The 22,431-nt window shown below is 34.3% G+C and carries 22 protein-coding genes; 15 read left to right on the forward strand and 7 right to left on the reverse strand.

From position 1 onward, the window contains the following. Positions 1–260: 260 nt before the first annotated feature. Both T335_RS0106630 and T335_RS0106635 read left to right on the forward strand, forming a co-directional pair. Positions 261–2,078 carry a methyl-accepting chemotaxis protein gene (locus T335_RS0106630; RefSeq protein WP_026476845.1) on the forward strand — a complete coding sequence of 606 codons (1,818 nt, stop codon included), beginning with the start codon at positions 261–263 and terminating at the stop codon, positions 2,076–2,078. Further along, positions 2,065–3,033, forward strand: a complete 969-nt coding sequence (locus T335_RS0106635) for a pectinesterase family protein (RefSeq protein ID WP_026476846.1) — start codon at positions 2,065–2,067, stop codon at positions 3,031–3,033. Before T335_RS0106630 ends, T335_RS0106635 begins: the two co-directional genes overlap by 14 nt. Here T335_RS0106635 and T335_RS0106640 read toward each other — a convergent pair. Genes T335_RS0106640 through T335_RS0106650 form a run of 3 tightly spaced genes read right to left on the reverse strand, consistent with a single transcriptional unit; the run spans position 3,030 to position 6,034 of the window. Further along, the gene (locus T335_RS0106640) at positions 3,030–3,251 is read right to left on the reverse strand and encodes a hypothetical protein (protein WP_026476847.1); all 222 of its coding nucleotides are present in this window, start codon (positions 3,249–3,251) and stop codon (positions 3,030–3,032) included. The genes T335_RS0106635 and T335_RS0106640 overlap by 4 nt on opposite strands. Then, complete coding sequence (locus T335_RS0106645) at positions 3,251–4,402, reverse strand: Ger(x)C family spore germination protein (protein ID WP_026476848.1); 1,152 nt, start codon at positions 4,400–4,402, stop codon at positions 3,251–3,253. The genes T335_RS0106640 and T335_RS0106645 overlap by 1 nt, the downstream gene beginning before the upstream one ends. Before the next feature lie 18 nt (positions 4,403–4,420). After that, positions 4,421–6,034 (reverse strand): spore germination protein, encoded by a 1,614-nt coding sequence (locus tag T335_RS0106650; protein ID WP_051569177.1) that lies wholly within the window; start codon positions 6,032–6,034, stop codon positions 4,421–4,423. Positions 6,035–6,148: 114 nt separating this feature from the next. Between T335_RS0106650 and T335_RS0106655 the strand changes: the two genes are divergently transcribed. After that, a complete protein-coding gene (locus T335_RS0106655) occupies positions 6,149–7,264 on the forward strand; it encodes a GerAB/ArcD/ProY family transporter (RefSeq protein WP_026476850.1) in 1,116 nt (371 codons plus the stop codon). On the opposite strand, the gene T335_RS0106660 is transcribed toward T335_RS0106655, so the two are convergent. Further along, entirely contained in the window at positions 7,236–8,132 is an 897-nt protein-coding gene (locus T335_RS0106660; RefSeq protein ID WP_169735931.1) for a M15 family metallopeptidase, read from the reverse strand. The two genes, T335_RS0106655 and T335_RS0106660, sit on opposite strands and share 29 nt — an antisense overlap. A gap of 214 nt (positions 8,133–8,346) precedes the next feature. Between T335_RS0106660 and dusA the strand changes: the two genes are divergently transcribed. After that, on the forward strand, positions 8,347–9,369 hold the full coding sequence (dusA, locus tag T335_RS0106665; protein ID WP_026476852.1) for a tRNA dihydrouridine(20/20a) synthase DusA: 1,023 nt from the start codon (positions 8,347–8,349) through the stop codon (positions 9,367–9,369). A gap of 51 nt (positions 9,370–9,420) precedes the next feature. Here dusA and T335_RS20080 read toward each other — a convergent pair whose 3' ends face one another. The 3 genes from T335_RS20080 to T335_RS0106680 form a co-directional block, all read right to left on the reverse strand. Next, positions 9,421–10,539 carry a hypothetical protein gene (locus T335_RS20080; RefSeq protein ID WP_034327917.1) on the reverse strand — a complete coding sequence of 373 codons (1,119 nt, stop codon included), beginning with the start codon at positions 10,537–10,539 and terminating at the stop codon, positions 9,421–9,423. 10 nt (positions 10,540–10,549) lie between these two features. Then, positions 10,550–11,629 carry an SPFH domain-containing protein gene (locus tag T335_RS0106675; protein WP_026476853.1) on the reverse strand — a complete coding sequence of 360 codons (1,080 nt, stop codon included), beginning with the start codon at positions 11,627–11,629 and terminating at the stop codon, positions 10,550–10,552. Between the two features lie 172 nt (positions 11,630–11,801). Beyond that, positions 11,802–12,992: a coenzyme F420-0:L-glutamate ligase gene (locus tag T335_RS0106680; protein ID WP_026476854.1), complete on the reverse strand. Its 1,191-nt coding sequence runs from the start codon at positions 12,990–12,992 to the stop codon at positions 11,802–11,804. Between the two features lie 118 nt (positions 12,993–13,110). Here T335_RS0106680 and T335_RS0106685 point away from each other — a divergent pair, with 118 nt between their 5' ends. The 11 genes from T335_RS0106685 to htpG all read left to right on the forward strand — a co-directional run bounded on the left by T335_RS0106685 (position 13,111) and on the right by htpG (position 22,424). Beyond that, positions 13,111–13,998 (forward strand): LysR family transcriptional regulator, encoded by an 888-nt coding sequence (locus T335_RS0106685; protein ID WP_026476855.1) that lies wholly within the window; start codon positions 13,111–13,113, stop codon positions 13,996–13,998. 78 nt (positions 13,999–14,076) lie between these two features. Continuing rightward, positions 14,077–14,556 carry an HD domain-containing protein gene (locus T335_RS0106690; protein WP_026476856.1) on the forward strand — a complete coding sequence of 160 codons (480 nt, stop codon included), beginning with the start codon at positions 14,077–14,079 and terminating at the stop codon, positions 14,554–14,556. 179 nt (positions 14,557–14,735) lie between these two features. Then, positions 14,736–15,308, forward strand: coding sequence for an anthranilate synthase component II (locus T335_RS0106695; RefSeq protein WP_026476857.1), 573 nt, complete (start codon positions 14,736–14,738; stop codon positions 15,306–15,308). Positions 15,309–15,324: 16 nt separating this feature from the next. After that, positions 15,325–16,695, forward strand: a complete 1,371-nt coding sequence (pabB, locus tag T335_RS0106700; protein WP_026476858.1) for an aminodeoxychorismate synthase component I — start codon at positions 15,325–15,327, stop codon at positions 16,693–16,695. Between the two features lie 15 nt (positions 16,696–16,710). After that, positions 16,711–17,520, forward strand: a complete 810-nt coding sequence (locus tag T335_RS0106705; RefSeq protein ID WP_026476859.1) for an aminotransferase class IV — start codon at positions 16,711–16,713, stop codon at positions 17,518–17,520. 19 nt (positions 17,521–17,539) lie between these two features. Next, a complete protein-coding gene (gene folE, locus T335_RS0106710; RefSeq protein ID WP_026476860.1) occupies positions 17,540–18,106 on the forward strand; it encodes a GTP cyclohydrolase I FolE in 567 nt (188 codons plus the stop codon). Between the two features lie 16 nt (positions 18,107–18,122). Next, entirely contained in the window at positions 18,123–18,983 is an 861-nt protein-coding gene (folP, locus tag T335_RS0106715; RefSeq protein WP_084281049.1) for a dihydropteroate synthase, read from the forward strand. Then, positions 18,976–19,341, forward strand: coding sequence for a dihydroneopterin aldolase (folB, locus tag T335_RS0106720; protein ID WP_026476862.1), 366 nt, complete (start codon positions 18,976–18,978; stop codon positions 19,339–19,341). Before folP ends, folB begins: the two co-directional genes overlap by 8 nt. After that, positions 19,334–19,810, forward strand: a complete 477-nt coding sequence (gene folK, locus T335_RS0106725; protein ID WP_026476863.1) for a 2-amino-4-hydroxy-6-hydroxymethyldihydropteridine diphosphokinase — start codon at positions 19,334–19,336, stop codon at positions 19,808–19,810. The genes folB and folK overlap by 8 nt, the downstream gene beginning before the upstream one ends. A 90-nt stretch (positions 19,811–19,900) precedes the next feature. Continuing rightward, the gene (locus tag T335_RS0106730; protein ID WP_026476864.1) at positions 19,901–20,377 is read left to right on the forward strand and encodes a metal-dependent transcriptional regulator; all 477 of its coding nucleotides are present in this window, start codon (positions 19,901–19,903) and stop codon (positions 20,375–20,377) included. 157 nt (positions 20,378–20,534) lie between these two features. Then, positions 20,535–22,424 (forward strand): molecular chaperone HtpG, encoded by a 1,890-nt coding sequence (htpG, locus tag T335_RS0106735; protein ID WP_026476865.1) that lies wholly within the window; start codon positions 20,535–20,537, stop codon positions 22,422–22,424. The last annotated feature ends 7 nt before the right edge of the window (positions 22,425–22,431 follow it).

The following is a 22,431-nucleotide window of genomic DNA, read 5'->3' on the forward strand; positions in this document are numbered from 1 at the left end:
AAACTTGACATTATGATTAGGTAGAAAGTCCTAATATTGGTTTTTCATAAAATTAAATGAAAAAGATAGCATCGAGAAGAAAAATCTGTAGAAATAAGTAAAAACTTAAATTTTCTAGGGATTTTTGTTTTGCAATTTAAAACGTAATTTCGTATAATGAAACAAAACAATTATCAAATCTGGAAAGTATTTTCTAAATATTCAAAACGATATTTGCTAATAATAGCAAACGTTTTCAGTGCTAGTAGGGAGGAATAATAATGGGAAGAGTATTAGGTAATATAAGGCTTAGTCATAGTATTATTTCATTAGTAATATTTAGTCTTATTTTTATTTTTATTGTGGCAACGACAGGTTATCAAGGAATTGGTAGTATCAATCATAATGTAGATGAAATTTATAATGAAGCAGTTTTACCTACTCAAAAAGTTAATGAACTTAATACACTTTTTATGAATATAAGGGTAGATGTCTTAAGACATATGGATGAGGACTACACGGAAAGTATTACTGGAATAGCTTCGCAGGATCAAGTCTTTAGAAGAGCTGTCGATGAATATTCCAACGAGATAGGGTCTGGATCTAGAGAAGCAATATTATTAGGTCTTGCAATGAGGAATTATAATGAATTTATGGAAACATGGGAAACGATTAAAGAACAGATGCTTCATGAGGAAAAAGTAGAATTAAGTAATAAATATGCCTTAGAAGCCACAAGTCAGGCTATAGTAAGGAACTTAAATGAAATAATTAATCATAATAAGGAAAGAGCAGAGAACCTATATAACGAAAGTGCGAATCTGTATATTGTAATTCGAAACAATCTAGTGTTATTTTTTACTATAGCGGTGCTAGCCTTATTCATTCTTTCTAGTATCATCATAATAATTATTCGAAAGTCAATTAAAGAAGTTTTACATATTTATGATAGGGTATCATTAGGTGATTTTACTACGACAATAGAAACAAGTTCTAAAAATGAATTTGGATTAATGAAGAAATCTCTAGCAAAGACCCTAAAAGAAATTTCTAACATCATAAGACAATCTAAAGAAAACGCTAGTAATACTACCGAAAATTCATTTCTTTTATCTTCAGTATGCCAGCAGATGACCGTTGTAACCCAAGACTTAGCTAACTCTATACAGCAAGTTGCTGAAGGTTCTGCTGGACAGACAGAGGAACTAATGAGGATAAAAGATAATGTAAGTCATTTTGGAGCAGAGTTAGAAAGGGTAGTGTTATCCATTGATGATATTTATATAAACACAAAAGAAACTGATGCTATGATTTCTGAAGGAAATGATAAGGTGCAAAAATTAACGATATCGACAAGTCATATTAGCGGTTCATTTAAAGAAGTTAATGAAAATGTAAGTCTGTTAAATCATAAAATACTTGAGATTAGAAACATAACTGAATTGATTAATGCCATTGCAGAACAAACCAATTTACTAGCTTTAAACGCTGCGATAGAAGCTGCTAGGGCTGGAGAAGCGGGTAAGGGTTTTGCAGTAGTTGCAGATGAGATCAGGAAATTAGCAGACCAATCGAAAAGGTCATCAGAGAATATTAACCAGTTACTAACAAATATTACTTCTAGTAGAGATCAGATTATGATGACAATCGAAACAGGAGTAGAGAATATAACGATTCAAGAACAAGTAGTAGAAAACGCAATAAAATCCTTTAGAATAATTTTGGAGAATGTTGGAGAAATGATACCAAAAATTGAGGGCATAAATGAATCTATTAATACTTTAAATAAAACTAAGGAAGATATTATAATTAAAGTAGAAGAAATTGCTTCAATTTCACAAGGTAACTCTAATATTGCTGAAGATATTGCAGCTTCATCAGAGGAAATGAATGCTTCTGTGGAAGAAGTAGCTTCTACTGCACAAGTGCTGAATCAAATTGCTTTAGATACGCAGAAAGTGATTGGTAGCTTTACGATTGAAGAAGAGCAGGACAAACCAGAACAAGATAAACTAGAACAGGATAAACTAGAACAGGAAAAACCAGAGCAGGACAAAACAGAATCTTTGGCGGAGGAAGAGGATCATGATTGTATGTAAAGATGGACAATGTAACTTTTCTACTCTTCAAGAAGCAATAGATAGTATACCAGAGGGGAATACTGAGAGAGTGATCATTCATATAAAAGAGGGAGTTTATAAAGAGAAAGTTCATATTACTAAACCCTATATAACTTTAATAGGTGTGGACCCAGAACGGACAATACTAACCTATGATGACTCTGCTAATAAATTATTACCTAATGGAGAAAAAATGAGAACCTTTAACTCTTATAGCGTATTCATTGATGGAAAAGATTTTATAGCTGAAAACATTACCTTTGAAAATTCTGCTGGTGATGGCAGTCGGGTGGGTCAAGCTGTAGCCGCTTATGTTGACGGAGATCGGACAACGTTTCGCAATTGTAAATTCCTAGGTTGCCAAGATACATTATTTACTGGACCATTACCACCAAAGCCAATAGAGGGTAATACCTTTGGTGGGCCTAAAGAGGGGAAAGCTAGGAAAAATACTAGACAATATTATGAGGGCTGTTATATAAAAGGAGATATAGATTTTATATTTGGCTCGGCAACAGCAGTCTTCAATAAATGCGAGATTTTTTCCAATAATAGAAATATGGAAGTGAATGGGTATATTACTTCAGCATCGACACCTGAGAACAATCGATTTGGGTATGTATTTATTGACTGTAAACTTACAAGTGATGGAGCTCCCAATACAGTGTATCTAGGTAGGCCATGGAGGGACTTTGCTAAAACAATTTTTATTAATTGTTGGATGGGAGATCATATCAAACCAGAAGGCTTTCACAATTGGGATAAGGTTCATGCAGAAAAACTAGTTGATTACGGCGAATATAATAGCCAAGGGCCTGGGGGACAAATGGATCAAAGGGTTTCATGGGCAAAATCCATAAAAAGAGAAGTCCTGCAAGAATACTCCATATCAAATATTCTTGCAGGAGATGACGGGTGGAATCCAACAGCTTAGTCAAATTTTGTTTCTACCCAATCATTAATGGGTTGTAATTTGTCTAAGGCAGTCTCTAAAGGACTAATATCAAAGATATATTTATCAGAAATAACAACCAATAAGATTAGGGTAACGATGATTAAATAAATCCCTATAAGCTTTAGGTTGTTTTTTTTTAGTCTTATAAAATCGATTAATAGTACAAAGCCGATTAAAAAGATTAAGATATATTTCATTATATTCTCCCCCTGTTTAAATTAAGGGCAGAATGGGTTATAGAACTTTCAGCTTTTACACTAATATCTGCCTTCGAAAAGTGTTGATTCCAATTATCTTGTAGTTCTTTAAATTCTTTTGGAAATTTCCGATAAAAATTTTTACTAAGATTAAAATAGTCGACTACATAAACTTGTTGAGCATTAGCTATAGCTTTATAAAGCTTATCTTCAATAACTTTATTTAGTTGTTCCTGTACAACACCAACATCTAATTGATGGGGAAAATCAAGCTTTGATTGTCTTTCTGCAATATTACCTTCAATCGTTATTTCAATATCAAAGGTAACCTTTCCATTACTAAAGCCAGGTGTAATTTTACTAGAGCTTTCTAAAACTTCTATAATAATCTCATCATCATTAGTAGCATATTCAAAGGCGATCAGACCATTCTTAAACCTGTTTGTAATTAGATTAAATGCTTGTCCTTCTTCATAATCTAGATATGCTTTTAATTTATCATTATCGAAAATAGCTAATTTGTTAAATCTTATCTGAGGAGGTTCTTTATCGGAAGGGGGAGGGATCTTTTCAACTAAGGTGGTTACATAGTTAATAACGGGATTATTGACAGCCTCAACAGTCTCATGAAGATCTGCTACATATATTTTAGAATTGGCACCATAGTTATCTGCTATTGTAGTTAGAACAATTGCAGGGATAACACCTAGGGTGTTGGGGGTATCTAAAATAACTTCTGGGGGTATTTCGCTTATAAAAACATCAAGTTCTAATCGAGCCTCCATATCTTGAACAAGAAATCCTACAATATCTGACAATCCTTCTTTTGCTATAGAATCATCAACAATTAGTACATTTACATGGGCAATATAAAGCCTACGGGCAGCCACCATAGATAAATTTCGTATTGCATCAAAAAAGGTAAGACCTTCTGATCGTAGTATACTATAGACTGCCCTTTGTTCTGGGGATTCTGCAACAACTGCACTAGGGTTAGCAACTTGTGCTACAACTGAATATAATCCTTCTTCTGTTTTAGAGATGCCTATGCCCATTACAAAGCCTAAGTTTTCAATTTCTCTGCGACTCCAACAGGCAGTAGAAAGTAGTGTTATTACTAATAATAGGGATAATAATTTGAGTTGTTTCAAATAAATACACTCCTTTTTCTAATTAGGCGGGTTTGGTTTCATGTTACGAGATTTCCTACTATTATTCCCTTTTACAATATGGCTAGACCTCTTAGTGATAGACCATTGAGGAAATCTGACAAACCAATCCTTCAGATCTTGAAGGCTTAAGGGGGCAAAAGGTACCATAAAAGGGACACCAAAAGATCTTAAAGAAATAAGATTAAGGGCTAACATAAAAGCACCAGTCATAATGCCATAGATCCCAAGAGTAGCAGCTAATGCCATCATAAAAAACCTTGTTAACCTTAGACTCAAAGAAAAATTTGTATAAGGTATTGTGAATGAAAAAATAGCGGTAATGGCAACTACAATAACGACAGCAGAAGAAACTAAACCGGCCTCAACGGCAGCTTGTCCAATAATTAATGCACCAACGATACTCACGGCTTGACCAACATGGGTAGGAAGCCTAGTTCCTGCTTGTCGTAAAGATTCAAAAGCAATTTCCATTAATAATGCTTCTAAAAATGCAGGAAAAGGAACCCCAGATCTAGCTCCGGCAATAGTTAAAGCTAGTCTAGTAGGTAAAACTTCTTGATGAAAAGTTGTAATAGCTATATATATTGAGGGAAAAAAGGTAAGCATAAAGGCACCTATATATCCAATGAAACGACTAAAGGTTGCAAAATATGGATTTTGATAATAATCTTCTGTGCTGATAAAAAAATCTGAAATAATAGAAGGAACGATAATAACAATGGGTGAACCATCAAAAAGTAGTGCAATTCTTCCTTCTAAAAGCAATGAAGCAGTCCGATCGGGCCTTTCGGTGCAAAAAGTTGTTTGAAAAAGATTCGATGGTGAATCTGTAAGACACTCTTCAATAGAAGACGAATTAATAAGACCATCTATATTAATTCGATCAAGTCTTTGAAATAACTCTTCAACGATAGAAGAATCTGCAATATTGTTTAAGTATATTACTCTTAACTCAGATCTAGATTCTTTACCTATTTTGCATTGGTTAACAACAAGGTTTGAAGATTTAATTTTCTTTCTTATCATGGAGACATTAACATCAATATCTTCCACAAAGCCCTGTTGTGGTCCCTTAATAACCTTTTCAGTTTTTGGTTCAGCAAAATCCCTTAGGGGGCCTCTGTTAATTTTGATAGAGATTCCTTTTGAATAATTGTCTATAAGCAATATCCCTTGCCCTAATAAAATTTGATCGATTACGTCAGTGACATTTTCATAGCTATTGACCAGACTATTAGATAATGCTTTTTCTATTAAAGAATCTATATGGATAGATAATGAAGCTCGTTCATCTTCGCTATGTAGACTTAAGCCGGTTGTTAATGGAGCAATTACAGAGGATTCCAACAGTTGATCCTCTACCATCGTATCTAAAAAAACCACACTAGCTCCGATACTAGGAACTGTTGGTATTAGAAATGACCTTACTTTTAGGTCGACACTATGCCCAAGATAGGTCTTAATTAATGTGACATTACTATCCAACTTATTAGACAACACACTGGAAGTGTAATTTTCTTCTGGAATAAAGAGTGGATCTTCATTAGTAGAATAATTTTTTATTGTTAGATTTTTGATCTTCTTGATGAAATTATTAAAATACCTTAGCATGATTTATTCTCCTACATTATGTTATTCCATTACAATATTTATATTTTGTCCAACAATTGGATAAAATATTACGGATATATGGTGCAAATAGAATGAAAAGGAAGGTTGTCTTATATGGAGGGAATAAGGGAAGAGAAAAAAGAATTGATTTCTTTTAATCAACTTATATGGATTACAGTTGCTCAGTTAGGTGGAGCTTCAATTATTTATTTACCTGGCATGATTGAAGCAGGGAGAGATATATGGATATCGAACTTAATTGCTTCAATAGTTGGCTATGTAGTAATTTATTGTCATTATCTTCCGTTGTCTTTGTGTCCAGAATGCTCTATGACAGAAACCTTGAATAAATATTGGGGAAGGGTTATAGGTGGGTTTATTAACCTCTACTATAATTTTTTCTTTTTTTTTCTATGTTGTCTAATTGTTTCTGATGTTTATTATTTTGGTAAGATAACCTTCCCCGAGACTCCGGGTTATATTTTTACTATTTTTTTTATTGTACCGATTGTTTATGGGATAAAATTAGGATTAGAAGTTGTAGTTAGATTATTGGAGTCACTAACTCCACTGCTGGCTATCCTCTATTTTATTTTATTTATTTTAGTCGTACCCAAATTAAACTTTCAGAACCTACAACCCGTAATGGCAGATGGAATCAGGCCAGTGCTAGCAGGTTCAATACCAAATATGAACTTTCCCTATGCCCAGATCCTTCCTGTTGCATTTTACTATAAACATACAAGGGCTAAAGAAGGAAATGAAAAAAAATTTTTAAAATATACATTTATCGGCATTGTTATGGCCACATTATTACTTACCATAAGATCATTGGCTTCTGTAGCTGCCTTTGAAGAAGAGACTTTAAAAACCCTTGTATTTCCCCCTTTTAGTACGATAAGGGTTATTGAGGTAGGGGATATTATTGAAAGACTAGATCCATTTTTTTTAGCAGTTTTTTATGCTACAACTTTTTTTAAGTTTGTGCTGACTTTTTATATTATTTGTGAGAGTATTTCTGATTATTTTCGTGTTGGAGAGCCAAAAGATTTTGCATGGCCATTAGCAATTCTTATCGGTGTTACAATGCCGTTTTTGATACCAAGGTTTGATATTATTTTAAGAACGGTAGTACCTTACTTTTTTGTTTCTATACCATTGTTTGTACCAATACCTTTAATTTTGTACATGACGATTAAGATTAAAGATGGAAGGAAAAAAGCACAATGAAGCCCTTTAACCTTTCTTCAATTAATAATATTATGTTTGTTACTTTTTCTTCTTTAACAGGAAGCTTTTCATACCAGAGGGTTTGGGGTTGGCTGTTGAAGTACTTGCCTTTAATTATGATTTCCGGTCGATATTCAAAATGTAGGGTATCAAATAACCCCCATTTGCCTCCCCATATAAAATAATGCTTCTCCATGACATCAACTATTTCTTGGGGATAACTCATTAACCGTTTTTCACCAGCTTTTCGTGAGGTCCATTGCCAATAATCATCTTTATGAATAGCTAAGTCTATTGATATGCCAAAGGAATGGGGGCTTAATCTATTAGTGTTAGAGATATACCTAAAATTATAGGTACCACCTATAGGGTGTAGATAGGACCAAAGATGTGGAGCATCTTTAAGAAGGTGGGTTAATTCGTCTAGGGCTTGATTAAGATGCAAGGATGCAGAATTATTGCTATTAAACCGATGATAGGAAGAATTAACACGGATGCCAGTTAGGTTTTTTTCAATCTCGACCTGATTAGCTCCATAGACTTCTTTCAACAAAGGATATACTCTTATTCTTCCAGGGTTATAGTTTTCTGGCATAAGGCCATTAACAGGGCCCAGTAGATATAGTTCTGACATCATATCCTGTAGGTCTGGATTTTGTAGCTTCTCTGTTTCTGTTTTATTCTTTAGATCGTCATATAGAAGCTTTTCTCCTGACTTTAAGATTAAGTAAACAGTATGTTTATTTTCTATTTCAATATCAACAATGTCATGGGGATAAGCCATCATAAGGGAAAAAAGATCTTGTTTTAAAATAGTAAGGTAGTCTACATCTAGTGTTACGTAGGTTTTTTCAGTTATTTTTCTCATATTAAAGAGACCCAAAATAGTAGTAACAAGTAATATTAAAGTAAAAATCTTAAGGATAAACTGCTTCATTATATCACCTAACCTTTAACAAATTTCTTTATAATATTTATTCAAAGGCTATTGGTTAATTGCTTAATTATTTGATTAAAATAGAAAATAACTGGCTAATTTGTTTTTACCCAGAATATTTAGAAGAAGGAAATGAGGAAAAAAGATGTCAGCTAAAACAAGAATTAGTATTGCTCCAATGGTGGATATCACAGATCGGCATTTTAGATATTTTTGTAGACTCATAACCAGTAAAGCAGTATTATATACAGAAATGATTAATAGCAAGACAATTATTTATGGAGATAAAAAGAGGCATTTGGATTTTGATCCCTTTGAAAAACCAGTAGTTTTACAGATTGCAGGATGCAATAAAAGGGAAGTTGCAGAAGCCGTAAAAATAGCTGAAGAGTGGGATTATGATGAAATAAACCTAAATGTTGGTTGTCCTTCTGATCGTGTATCTGGAAATCAGATGGGGGCAGCTTTAATGGCCTATCCTGAATTAGTTGCAGAAATGGTTGAAGCCATGAAAAAAGAATCAAAAAAACCGATAACAATAAAACATCGTATTGGAATAGATGGAACCAATGTGTTGTCAAGTACACTCCAACAGGTTGTTTTTAATGAGTATGAAGACATGGAAAGATTCGTTAAAATCGTCTCTCAAGCAGGTGTAAAACATTTTATAGTTCACGCTCGAATTGCTATATTAGAAGGTTTAAGTCCCAAAGAAAATAGAGAAATTCCACCATTAAGATATCATGAAGTCTATAGACTAAAGGAAAAGTTACCTCAACTAATTGTCGAAATTAATGGAGGGGTAAAATCAATAGATGCTATTAACGAGCATTTAAGACATGTAGATGGAGTCATGTTAGGAAGGATAGCTTATGAAGATCCCTTTATGTTAAGAGAAATAGATGGATTATATAAGGAGTCATCACCGCTAAAAAGATCTAGAAGAGAAATTATTGAAGCCTTAATAAATTATGTCCAAAAGATAGAGACAGATTTAGGAACTAGCACAAACCTATTAAGAAATGTTTTAGGACTCTTTGCCAATCAGAGGGGCAGTAGAAAATGGAGACAACTTATAACACCCCCTTGGCCAAAGGGCTATGGAGGTGCACAATTACTAGAAGAAGCTTTAAAAGTGTTACCTTCAGATATATTGGATGACAGATAAAAAGTTGAATAAAAGGAAGAGGGTTTAAACACCCCCTTCTTAAGTATTAGATTATTGTAGCTGAGAAACTACTCTTAGTATTACAGCGATAACAGCAATAATACTTAGAATCGTGATAGTAACCTTTAGTTTATCATAAGGGGCTTTTCCTTGCACTTCACCCGTCTGCCCATTTATAAGGAATTGATAGGTTTTGCCCTTATAAGTGTATGCTGAAATCCAAATGGGGAGTAAAATGTGTTTATAGGTGATCTGGTCATAGGATGTACTTATATGAAGGTTTCTTACAGTATCTCCATTAATTTTTCTAATAACACCACTACGTATTTTACTTTTAATTGCCTCTTTAGCCTTAGTCCAACCTTCTTTTAATCCAATACTATACTTCTCTGCAATAAAACCAGAGAAATATTCTGGACGATAACTCACTAGATCTTTTAGGTTAAAGGTAGCTAATTTTTCAACTAGGGCATCTACTTGTTTAGAAGCAGGAACTAATTCGTCATCAAAAAATTCATTATAGACACCACTAGTAAAGCTCCATCGGGTTTTTCGAACTCGTTTATTCTGGGCTACTCTTTTACCGTTCTTTGTCACATATACAGTTTCATTTACATAATAATAGGTACCCTTCTCACCCCTATAGACAGAGTTTGTTTGGGCATCATAGGTCCAGTAAGGAATATACACACCCGATAAATGGTCTATATGATGGTGACTTTTTAAATCCTTTGGCGCAAAAAACTTTTTCTTTAGCCATTTAGAAAATTGTTCTTTAGCTTGATTAGCAGTCACTTTAAAAGGCACCAGAGATTCTGGACGAATTCCTGGTTGTTCATCTATATTAGAGATGTGGGAAGAGTCACAAAAAGCACAGTGTTGAACAGTGTTATTTGATTCTAAGACCGTTTCAGCACCACAATGATTACAATGAATAACCCTTACAACCCTGCCCCAGTCGGTAGAGCAGAGGGCTTCCCCCGAAGCAAAGTCATGTTCTTTAATATCTTCAGAGGTGCCTTCAATCGAAATGATACTGCCACAGTAATGACATTCTAAAGCTTGTTTTTCGGGATTAAAAACCATTCCTCCTCCACAAGAGGAACAAGGAAAGGTATCGGTATTACTGACTGTTTTATCATTTCCAGCTTCATAGGAATCAATTGTCATAGAAGTCCTCCTACATTAACTTGCTGCCACACTCTGGGCAGAATTTCATTCCTGGGTTAAACTCTTTATTACAGGCTGTGCACTTAGGGGTTGGTGGTGTTGTTGGGTTACCACAATTACCACAAAATTTTGCACCAGGAGTAAGTTGACTATTACAGTTATGACAATTTACAGCAGCTGTTGGTTGTGGTGGTTGAGAATGCTGAGGCTGTTGATATTGTGGTTGCTGCTGAGACTGATTCATTGCATTGGCAATCATTCCCCCAAAGGCAGCACCAGCACCTAAGCCCATACCTGCTCCTACAGCGCCAGAACCTTCATTTCTAGCTGCATCTCCTAAGGCTTCAGCAGCTTTGTATTGAGTATACTTACCCATATCACCAATAATACCCATGGAAGTTCTCTGATCTAATTGTGCTTCAACTTCTGGTGGCAATGAAATATTTTCCACAACTACAGAAGTTACATCAAAACCATAGGCTTCAAATTTGGGTTTAAGTTTAGTTTGAGATTGTTCGCCAAATTGATCATAATACATGGATAGATCAAGGGCTGGTATTTGAGATTCAGCAATCATATCCGACACACCGGAGGTAACCATTCTTTTTAATTGATCTGCAATATTATGGGTAGTAAAAATATTGTTTGTACCAAAGATTTCACGTAAAAATTTAATAGGATCAATAACTCTAAAGGAATATGTACCAAAGGCCCTAAAACGAAGCATCCCAAAGTCTTGGTCCCTCATCATTACAGGGTTAGAAGTACCCCATTTTTGGTGGGTAAATTGTTTTGTGTTAACAAAATATACCTCAGACTTAAAGGGTGAATTAAAGCCATACTTCCATGACTTTAGCTTAGTTAAGACAGGTAAATTTTGTGTATCTAATTGATAACGACCAGGAGAAAAGACATCGGCAATTTGACCTTCGTTAATGAAGACTGCAGCCTGAGATTCCCTAACGGTTAATTGTGCTCCCATCTTTATTTCTTTGTTTTGTACTGGAAATTGATAAACCATTGTATCACTGGATGAATCGGTCCATTCAATTACTTCTATTAGCTGACTTTTAAGAAAGTTTTTAAACATATGTCGTGCTCCCCCTCTATCAAATATATTTAATTTATTATATCAATAGTTTATTAGTTTGTCATAAAAATATGTAAATTAGGGTAGGATTGGTAAGAAAAAATTAACATTAACAATGAAAAGAATTAAAAAACTAAAAAAAACTCTTCCCCAAAAGGAAGAGCTTTATTAGTTACTTAGAGTAGTTGTCAAAATATCCTTGAATAAATACGATGGGAGTACCTTTATCGCCACTACCAGAAGTTAAATCACAAAGAGAACCGATCAGGTCTGTAAGTTTCCTTGGGGTTGTTCCTTGGGCTTCCATAGCACCAACAAGATTAGAATCTTTATTTTTAATATGCTCCCTAATGGCACTTTGTAGTTCTTCTCCCTTTAGATTAGCAAAATTATTATCTGCCAAGTACTTAATTTTTACTTCGTTAGGAGTACCTTCTAAGCCACTTGTATAGGCAGGTGAAACAACTGGATCTGCAAGTTCCCAAATTTTACCTATAGGATCTTTAAAGGCACCATCCCCGTAAATCATTACCTCTACAGTTTTTCCTGTAACTTCCTTAAGTTTAGCTTGAATTGAATCAACAATAGGCTGGCAATTGTTTGGGAAAAGCTTTACGCTATCCTCTGTCGATTTATTAGAGCCAAGAAGACCATAGGCCTCATTGTATCCACTTCCATCAATTGACTTTGATAAAATTTCATCTAAACTATAAATTCTTTCCCCACCATTGGTTTTTAAAATTCTTTTAGTTCTAAAACGGGTATGAATATCACATGTAAGGACATTTTTACTATAGTCTAGAATCGTTTTAGCGTTATTAGAGAAGATAATCTCACATTCTATGCCATATTCTTCAACTAAAGATTTATAGTATTCAATATAATCAACACCTGTAAAGGTGTGTTTATTGTATCCAAAATAGTCACGGAACTGCTTTTCTGTTAAGACATCAGTCCAAGGATTAATCCCCTTTTCATCTAAAAGATCTAAATCAACTAAATGATTACCTACTTCATCAGCAGGATAGCTGAGCATTAAAACGATTTTCTTAGCCCCTTTTGCAATACCTCGAAGACATATAGCAAAGCGATTTCGACTTAGAATTGGAAAAATAACACCAATGGTTTCATCACCAAACTTTGAGGCTACATCCTTTGCAATAGCATCAATACTTGCATAGTTTCCTTGGGCTCTAGCTACTATAGACTCAGTAATAGCCACTATATCCTGATTATTAATAGTAAATCCTTCTTTTTCTGATGCTTGTAAGACATTATTTACAACTATTTCTGCAATGTCATCTCCTTGATTGATGATTGGTGCCCGTAGACCTCTAACAACAGTACCTACGATCCTTTCCATTTCTAATCACTCCTTAAATATACATTTAAATATTGATATTACCTATACTTGTACTATATATTAATTTATGATATAAGTAAAATAAATAGATATAATACTTGATATAAGGAGAGCTTATATGATAGCTAAATTAGATCTTTATAGAGTCTTTGTAGAGGTGGCAAAGCAACAGAGTTTTTCTAGCGCGGCTAAAGGTCTCTTTATGACTCAACCAGCTGTAAGTCAATCTATTAGACAGTTAGAAAAAGAATTGGATATGCGACTTTTTACTAGAACTTCAAAGGGGGTAGCCCTAACTAATGAAGGACAACAGTTACACGAATACATTAGAACGGCCATTAATTTAATTGATGTAGGAGAAAAAAAGCTCATAGAGTCTAAACAATTGTTGTCAGGAGAATTAAAAATAGGGGTAGGCGATACGATTTCAAGATATTTTTTATTACCTTATCTTGAAAAATTTAATAACCTATCACCAAATATTAAATTAAGAATTATAAACCGAACAACCGTTGAACTTTGCAACATGCTAAAATCTGGCGAAATCGACATAGCGATTTGTAATTTACCTATAAAGGATTCTGCCATAGAAATTAGAAAATGTTTAGAAGTACAAGATATCTTCGTAAGTGGTGAAAGATATAAAAGGGAATTTATAGGGCCAATAGCCCTAGCAGAGTTGGTAAAATATCCACTGATTTTCTTAGATGCGAAATCTAACACTAGAAGATATGTGGAAAAGTATATATTAACCAAGGGTATTAAAATCACCCCAGAAATAGAATTGGGTTCCCATGACCTACTGTTAGAGTTTGCAAAAGCCAATTTAGGAATTGCATGTGTCATTAGAGAATTTTCTCTGGATTATTTAGAAACAGAAAAATTGTTTGAGGTGCCACTAGAAGAAAAAATCCCTAAAAGAAGTATCGGTTTCTGTTTTTTGAAGGGAGTCTCCCTTTCTCCAGCTTCTTCTAATTTTGTTAAAATTGTTGAAGATAATCTCTAGAAGGGATTCCTCTAGTTTTTAGCGAATATATAGAAAATATAAATTATCTAAAATTCTTTAAAGTAGGAGGGATCCTGTTTGGAGCGGGTAAACAAAATACTAAGCCATCCAAAATATTTAGAAAACCTAGAAAAAAACCTTAAAGCAGAAAAGGAACGTCAGTTTTGTAGACATAACCTCCAACACTTTTTAGATGTGGCACGGGTAGCCTATATTATTTCTCTTGAAAGGGAATTAAATCTTAAAAAGGAAGTAGTATATGCAGCAGCCCTTCTTCATGATATTGGTCGATGGAAGCAGTATCAGGAGGGGTTAGATCATGCCATTGTTAGTGCTGAATTAGCCAAAGAGATTCTCTATGAAACAGGATTTAAAGAAGACGAAGTTGCTATGATTTTACAAGCTATTCAGAAACACCGAAGAGGTAAGGATCTAATATCTGCTCTAGATAAGGTTTTATATGAAGGGGATAAGCTTTCCAGACCTTGTATTGAATGTAGTCAAATTAATGAATGTAATCGCTTTATCCACCAAGATAAGGCAGAAATTAAATACTAATAGGCGAAAACAAGTACTATATGAAGATATTAATGGGTTAATGCATTAATTAATATTAGTCATGTATGGGTAGACATTATCCATGTATGGATAGACTAAATTTTCAGTTGTAAAAACGAATTTCTATAGCATTTTAAAGTAGCGTTTTCGGAAGGTACTTAAATAAAGGAGTGGAATCAGTGATATTAATGATTGATAATTATGACTCGTTTACCTATAACTTAATTCAATACCTGTCCTCATTAAAGGAAGAAGTCGTTGTTTATCGAAATGACTGCATTAGCCTTGAAGAAATAGAAGCTTTAAGGCCTGAAATAATTGTCCTTTCACCAGGACCATGTACCCCTAACGAAGCGGGAATTTGTATTGAAGTAGTAGAAAAATTTAAAGGCAAAATCCCTATTTTGGGGATCTGTTTAGGCCACCAAACCATCGGACAAGTTTTTGGGGCTAAAGTCATTAAAGCCCTAGAACCAGTCCATGGGAAGGTACATCCAATCCTTCATACTAATCAGGGGGTTTTTACGGGACTAAATAACCCACTAAAGGTAACTAGGTATCATTCTTTAGTGATCGATAGAGACACCCTACCCGATTGTTTTGAGATTACTGCAGAGACAAATGAAGGTGAGATTATGGGAATAAGGCATAAAGAATATATGATTGAAGGCGTACAGTTTCATCCAGAAGCAATATTAACAGAAATGGGTATGGAACTTTTAAATAACTTTCTGGTAGCGGCAAAACAATAGAAAAGTAGGTGACAAAATGGTTATTAAAGAAATTAATACTTTATTAGATAGCTTTCAACTATACACTATCTTCAAGAGTTCCTCCTATAGCTTTTTTTTAGATAGTGGAATGAATCATGATCGGTTAGGAAAGTATTCATTTATCGGATTCGATCCCCATCTAGTGTTTAAAAGTAAAGATAATAAGGTTGAAATAATAGAAGACAATAAAACAATTTGCTATATAGGTGACCCCTTTGAAAAATTAAAGGAAGTCTTTGATAAATATCAAAGGGAGTACAAAAGTGAATTTCCCTTTGTTGGAGGTTTTGTCGGGTATCTATCCTACGATTTGTGTCATCATATTGAAAATTTACCAAGAACAGCCCTTGATGATGTTAATATACCCGATTGTTTTTTTGGACTATATGATGGTGTAATTATAATAGATCATAGAAAAAATAAAACCTATGTAGCTTCATTAGGGATAAAAGGGGACCCATCAGTAATTGTTGATGAAATACATACAAGAATTAAAGAAGCCGAAGAAGTAGGTGTAGTGATAAATTTACAATCTAAAGAAAAAGAGGTGGCTTTTCACTCTAATTTTGAAAAAGACGAATATATTAAGACAGTTAATAAGGTAAAAGATTATATTAAAGCGGGAGACATCTATCAGGCTAACTTGACTCAACGTTTCCATTGTCAAATAGAAGAAACTCCCTATGAAATCTATGGTAAACTTCGTGGTATCAATCCTGCTCCCTTTGCCAGCTTTATAGACTTTGGAGAGGGACATATCGTCAGCAGTTCACCGGAACGGTTTATTCAAATTAAGGATGATATCATTGAAACAAGACCGATTAAAGGAACAAGACCAAGAGGAAAAACCTTAGAAGAAGACCAAGCTAACAGAAATGATTTATTAACAAGTGAGAAGGACCAAGCAGAATTATTAATGATCGTAGACTTAGAGCGGAATGATTTAGGAAAGATTTCTAAAACAGGAACTGTAAAGGTAACAGAATTATTTCATTTAGAAGAATACCCTACAGTATATCATCTGGTTTCAACGGTTCAGGGGAAAATAAAGGAAGAAAACCATGTAATAGATTGTATTAAGGCCACTTTCCCAGGAGGCTCTATAACGGGAGCACCGAAAATTCGTGCAATGGAAATTATCGACGAGCTTGAGCCAACCCAAAGAAACATCTATACAGGTTCAATTGGTTATATAGGACTAAATGGCGATGTAGACTTAAATATTGTTATTAGGACAATTGTATGTAAAGACGATAAGGCCTATTTCCAAGTTGGAGGCGGAATTGTATGGGATTCTGATGCTACTATGGAGTATGAAGAAACCCTCCATAAGGCAAGGGCACAAATGCTGGCTTTAAAAAGCTAATTTGGAGTGAATAAAATGTACATTTCAATAAATGGTCGTATAATAGCAGAAGATGAAAGTAAGATATCTCCTACTAGTGAAGGATTCATGTTTGGGTATGGAGCATTTGAAACATTAAAATTTACTAATAATAAGATATACTTTTTAAAAGAGCATTACCAAAGAATTAAAAAAGCCAGTGAAGAACTAAGGCTACCCCTAAGCTATGATTATTCTGAAGTTGAAACCTTTGCCTATAGACTAATTGAAAAGAATAAGATGCAGTGTGGAGCCCTTAAGATTAATTATGCAAAAAATAAAGATGATTATTATTTAATTCTTACTTTAAGAGAAAATAACTATAATGAAGAGACCTATAAAAGAGGCTTTAAAATATGCTTTACATCTCTACAGAGGAATCCCTATTCATTGTTAACCTATATAAAATCTAATAATTACATGGAAAATCTGATAGTAAGACAGCAGGGCTTAGAAAATGGTTTTGACGAGGTAATATTTAAAAATATCCACGGAGATCTTTGTGAAGGAACAATAAGTAACCTTTTTTTTATCAGATCAGATGAGCTGTACACTCCCAAAACAGAGTGTGGCCTTTTGGCGGGAATCATGAGGGAAAAAGTTTTAGAAATTGCCCTTAAAGAAGGGATTAAGATTAATGTAGGATGCTTTAAAAAGGAGGATTTACTTAAGGCAGATGAAGTGTTTTTAACTAACTCCTTAATGGAAATTATGCCTGTAGTCCAACTGGAAGAAAAGAAATTTAATCTAAAAAATAATAAAATGACTCAAATGATGATGGAAAAGCTAAAGAGATATAGAGACTAAAAACGAAAGAGGGATATAAATGGATAAAGAAAAAATTGAAAGAGCCGTTAGGGATATATTAGAAGCTATAGGGGAAGATCCTGATAGAGAAGGCTTAGTTGATACGCCAAAGCGTATTGCCAAAATGTATGAAGAGATTTTTTCAGGATTGCATGAAGATCCAAAAGAACATCTAGAGATTTATTTTCAAGATGAAAGCCATGAGGAATTAGTGTTAGTTAAAGATATACCTGTTTATTCAATGTGTGAGCATCATCTTGTACCCTTCTATGGAAAAATTCATGTTGGGTATATTCCTAAGGACGGAAAATTAACAGGACTGAGTAAGTTGGCAAGAGTTGTAGATACCGTGGCAAAAAGACCCCAACTACAGGAAAGACTTACTTCTATGGTGGCAGATGCCCTAGAAGAGATGCTACAGCCCCAGGGAGTCATCGTTGTTGCAGAGGCTGAGCATATGTGTATGACAATGCGAGGAGTAAGGAAACCTGGATCAAAAACCATAACATCGGTAGTAAGGGGAATCTTTAAAAAGGATGCCAGATCAAGGGCCGAAGCGATGTCGTTGATTAACTTAGGAAAATAATTTGAGGTGGTGCTATATGAAAAATATTAAGCTGCAACTAGATCGGAGACAAATATTAAAGGGAGATAATTATGAATTTAAGCTAGGAACAAGAACCTTTATTATGGGAATCCTTAATATTACACCAGATTCCTTTTCTGATGGAGGAAGCTATACCAATATAGAAGAAGCAATTCAGCAAGCGAAGAGAATGGTGGAAGAAGGTGCTGATATTATTGATGTGGGTGGAGAATCCACCAGACCAGGGGCGGCAGAAGTTTCAGCATCGGAAGAATTACAAAGGGTCTTACCCGTAGTAGAAAGGTTAGTAAAAGAAATTAAGGTGCCAATATCAGTCGATACCTATAAAGCAGAGGTGGCAGATGCAGTTTTAAAGGCAGGGGCCCATATGATTAATGATGTGTGGGGACTACAAAGGGATGAAAAGATGGCAGCTGTAGTTGCTAAATATCATGTACCTGTTTTTATTATGCACAACCAGATTGGTACGGATTACTCCAAGGACATTATGGAAGCTATTAGTGATTTTTTCAACGAGTCTATTAATATAGCCCTTGGAGCAGGAATAGATAAAGGGCAGATAATATTAGACCCTGGGATTGGTTTTGGGAAAAACTATGAACAAAACATTGAAGTTATGGCAAGACTAGGTGAGTTGAATGACTTAGGATACCCTATCCTATTAGGAACATCAAAGAAATCAATGATTGGTAAGATATTAGATTTACCACCGAAGGAGAGGGTAGAGGGAACCTTAGCCACTTCTGTTATGGGGATTCTGCAAGGGGTAGACTTTATTAGAGTCCATGATATAACAGAAAATTTAAGGACGGTAAAGGTCACAGATGCCATTGTTAGGGGGCAGGAAAATGGATAAAATCATGATGAAGAATTTGGGTTTTTATGGGTATCATGGAGTGCTGCCAGAAGAGACAAGATTAGGCCAGAAGTTTTTTATCGATGTGGAAATGTATGTTGATTTAAAGGCAGCCGGCAAGAGCGATGATGTTAAAGATACAGTAAATTATGCTGAAGCCTATAACATAATTAAAGAAATTACTGAAGAAAAACAATTTAAATTAATAGAAGCTTTAGCAGAGAACATTGCGGCTGAAATTTTAAATAGCTTTAGTAGTGTTAAAGAAATTCTCGTTAAAGTGAAAAAGCCAGAAGCTCCTGTTAGGGGGATCTATGACCATTTTGGCGTAGAAATTAGGAGAGACCGAAATGATTAAGGCATATTTAAGCTTAGGGAGCAATATGGGGGAAAAGAAGGAATATATTGATGAAGCCCTAAGAAAAATCAGCCATCACCCAGATATAGAAGTTCTTCAGACTTCATCCTATTACGAAACCGAACCTGTAGGTTTCCTAGATCAAGATACATTTATAAACATTGTTACTGAAATTAAAACGACTTTAGGTCCCCATGAACTGTTGAACTATTGTAATTTAATTGAAGAAGAACTCCATCGTAAAAGAGTAATTAGGTGGGGCCCAAGAACAATAGATATAGATATTTTAATTTTTGGAGAATATCAATCACAGGAAGAAAAATTAACAATTCCACATCCTAGAATGACAGAGCGGGCATTTGTTATGGTTCCCCTATATGAAATTGCAAGGGATATTGCCATTAAGGGTACGCAAATTAAAGATATTATATCGAAACTCTCTAAAGAAGGAATTAAAAAAGTAATCTAACTTAAAAGCATCATTCTATCAGTAACAGTTATTGTATAGTCATATTTAGCATATACAATAGTAATGCTGGTCTGATAAGGAGGTTAGGTTATGGCGGAGAGTAAGGAATTTTATACTGCTAGAGGATATGAAATTGCGGCGTTAAATGAGAAGGCCCTTTCCCCTAGTATGGAAGATTATATAGAGATGATTTATCGCCTAAGTATTGATCGTGGTTATGTAAGGGTTAACGATTTAGCTAATAAGCTAAACGTTCAGCCCCCCTCCGTTACAAAAATGGTAGGTAAGCTAAAACAACGGGGTTTATTAAAATATGAAAAGTATGGGTTAATTCATCTTACTGCTGAGGGGAGTAGCTTAGCCACTTATCTATTAGAAAGACATAATACAGTTAAAGCATTTTTAGTATTGATTGAGGCTACAGACCAGCTCCAAAAGAATGTTGAAATGTTGGAACACTATATAAGTTTTAAAACCTATAGGGGGATATCGGCTCTGCTGGAGTTTATGAAGGATAACCCTATGATTTTAGAAAAGTTCTATAAATATTTGGAAGAAATAAAGTAATATTCTCTCAAAATATTAGCACTCTACATTAAAGAGTGCTAATTTGTTATTGACTGACAATTTATATCGGTGTAAAATATTTATGTACAAAGGATAAAAATTCCTTTATACCTACAAGTAATACACATTATACAAAAAGAATATAAGGAGGGTATTTATGAGTAAGGAAAAAGGAAATTTGTCAATTCATAGTGAAAATATTTTTCCAATTATTAAAAAGTGGTTATATTCAGACCATGATATCTTTATTAGAGAGCTAATATCCAATGGATGTGATGCCATCACAAAAGTAAAGAGACTTAGTAGTTTGGGAGAAGCAGAGCTAGAAGAAAACCCAGAGTTTAAAGTTAAAGTTTTATTGAATAAAACAGAGAAAACCTTAAAGTTTATAGACAACGGTATAGGGATGATAGACGAAGAGGTAAAGAAATATATTAACCAAATAGCCTTTTCTGGTGCAGAAGACTTTATCAAAAACTATAAAGATAAAGGTGACGTTGAACAGATTATTGGACACTTTGGTCTAGGTTTTTATTCAGCCTTTATGGTGGCAGACTCGGTGGACATTAATACGTTATCCTATAAGCCAGGGGCAACTCCAGTAAAGTGGCATTGTGATGGAGGAACAGAGTTTGAAATGGAAGAAGGTAGCCGATTAGAAAGGGGTACAGAAATTACCCTACATCTTGGGGCCGATGGTGAAGACTTTTTAAATGATTCGACAGTTAGATCCACCATCGAGAAATATTGTTCTTTTATGCCTTACCCAATATATTTTGAAGTAGAGGATCAAGAGCCACAAAAAGATGCCGATGGAAATATTATAGCAGAGGAAGTAAAAGCCCTTAATGAGGTTAGTCCTTTGTATACAAAACAACCTAATTCTTGTACTGATGAGGAGTATAAGGAATTTTACAAAAAAACCTTTAATGAATTTCAAGAACCCTTATTTTGGATTCATCTAAATATGGATTATCCTTTTAATCTAAAAGGAATTTTATACTTCCCTAAACTAAAGACTGAGTTTGATACAATGGAGGGAAGAATCAAGTTATACAACAACCAAGTTTTTGTTGCAGATAATATAAAAGAAGTTATACCAGAATTTTTGTTGTTACTTAAAGGGGTAATTGACTGCCCAGATTTACCGCTAAATGTATCTAGAAGCTTTTTACAAAATGATGGATTCACTAAGAAAATATCTGACTATATTACAAAGAAGGTTGCAGATAAATTAAACAGCTTATTTAAGAGTGACCGTGAAGCCTTTGAAAAGTTCTGGGATGACATTAATCCATTTATTAAATACGGAATTTTGAGGGATGAAAAGTTCTATCAGAAAGTGGAATCTATTGTATTGTACAAAACTACCGATGGAAAATATGTTACAATTGGAGAATATCAAGAAAAGTACGGCGAAAAGTTAGACAAGCAGGTATACTATGTTACTGATTCTCTACAACAAGCGCAATATATTAAAATGTTACAAGAACTTGGGGTAGAGGCTGTTATTCTTGACCATAGTATCGACCCGCCATTCCTTTCTCATATTGAGATGAAAAATAACGAAGTTAAATTTAAGCGGGTAGACTCTGATATTTCAGATCTTATGAAGGACAAAGAAGAAATCCAAGATGAAGAAGTAATTAAAAAAGAAACAGAGACCTTATCAAATGTATTTAAGAAGATCCTTAATCGAGAAGATTTTAAAGTTCAATTAGAGAACTTAAAATCTGAAGATATGGCAGGGATGTTGGTCCTTTCAGAAGAAGGAAGAAGAATGCAGGAGATGATGAAGCAGTACGGAATGGGCGGAGGCTTAAACTTTGGAATGCCAAATGAAGAAATACTAGTGCTTAATAAAAAACATCCACTAGTTAAATATGTAATAAATCATGCCGAGGAAGAATCTGAGGTTAAGGGATTAATTGCACAGCAGATATACGATTTAGCCGTTTTAACCAACAAGCCCCTCTCAGCTGAAGCCATGACGGGCTTTGTAAAGAGAAGTAATGAAATAATGAAGCGGGTAATTGGGGAAAACTAAAAATTAA

This window comes from Alkaliphilus transvaalensis ATCC 700919 (assembly GCF_000621485.1).
Lineage (GTDB): Bacteria > Bacillota > Clostridia > Peptostreptococcales > Natronincolaceae > Alkaliphilus > Alkaliphilus transvaalensis.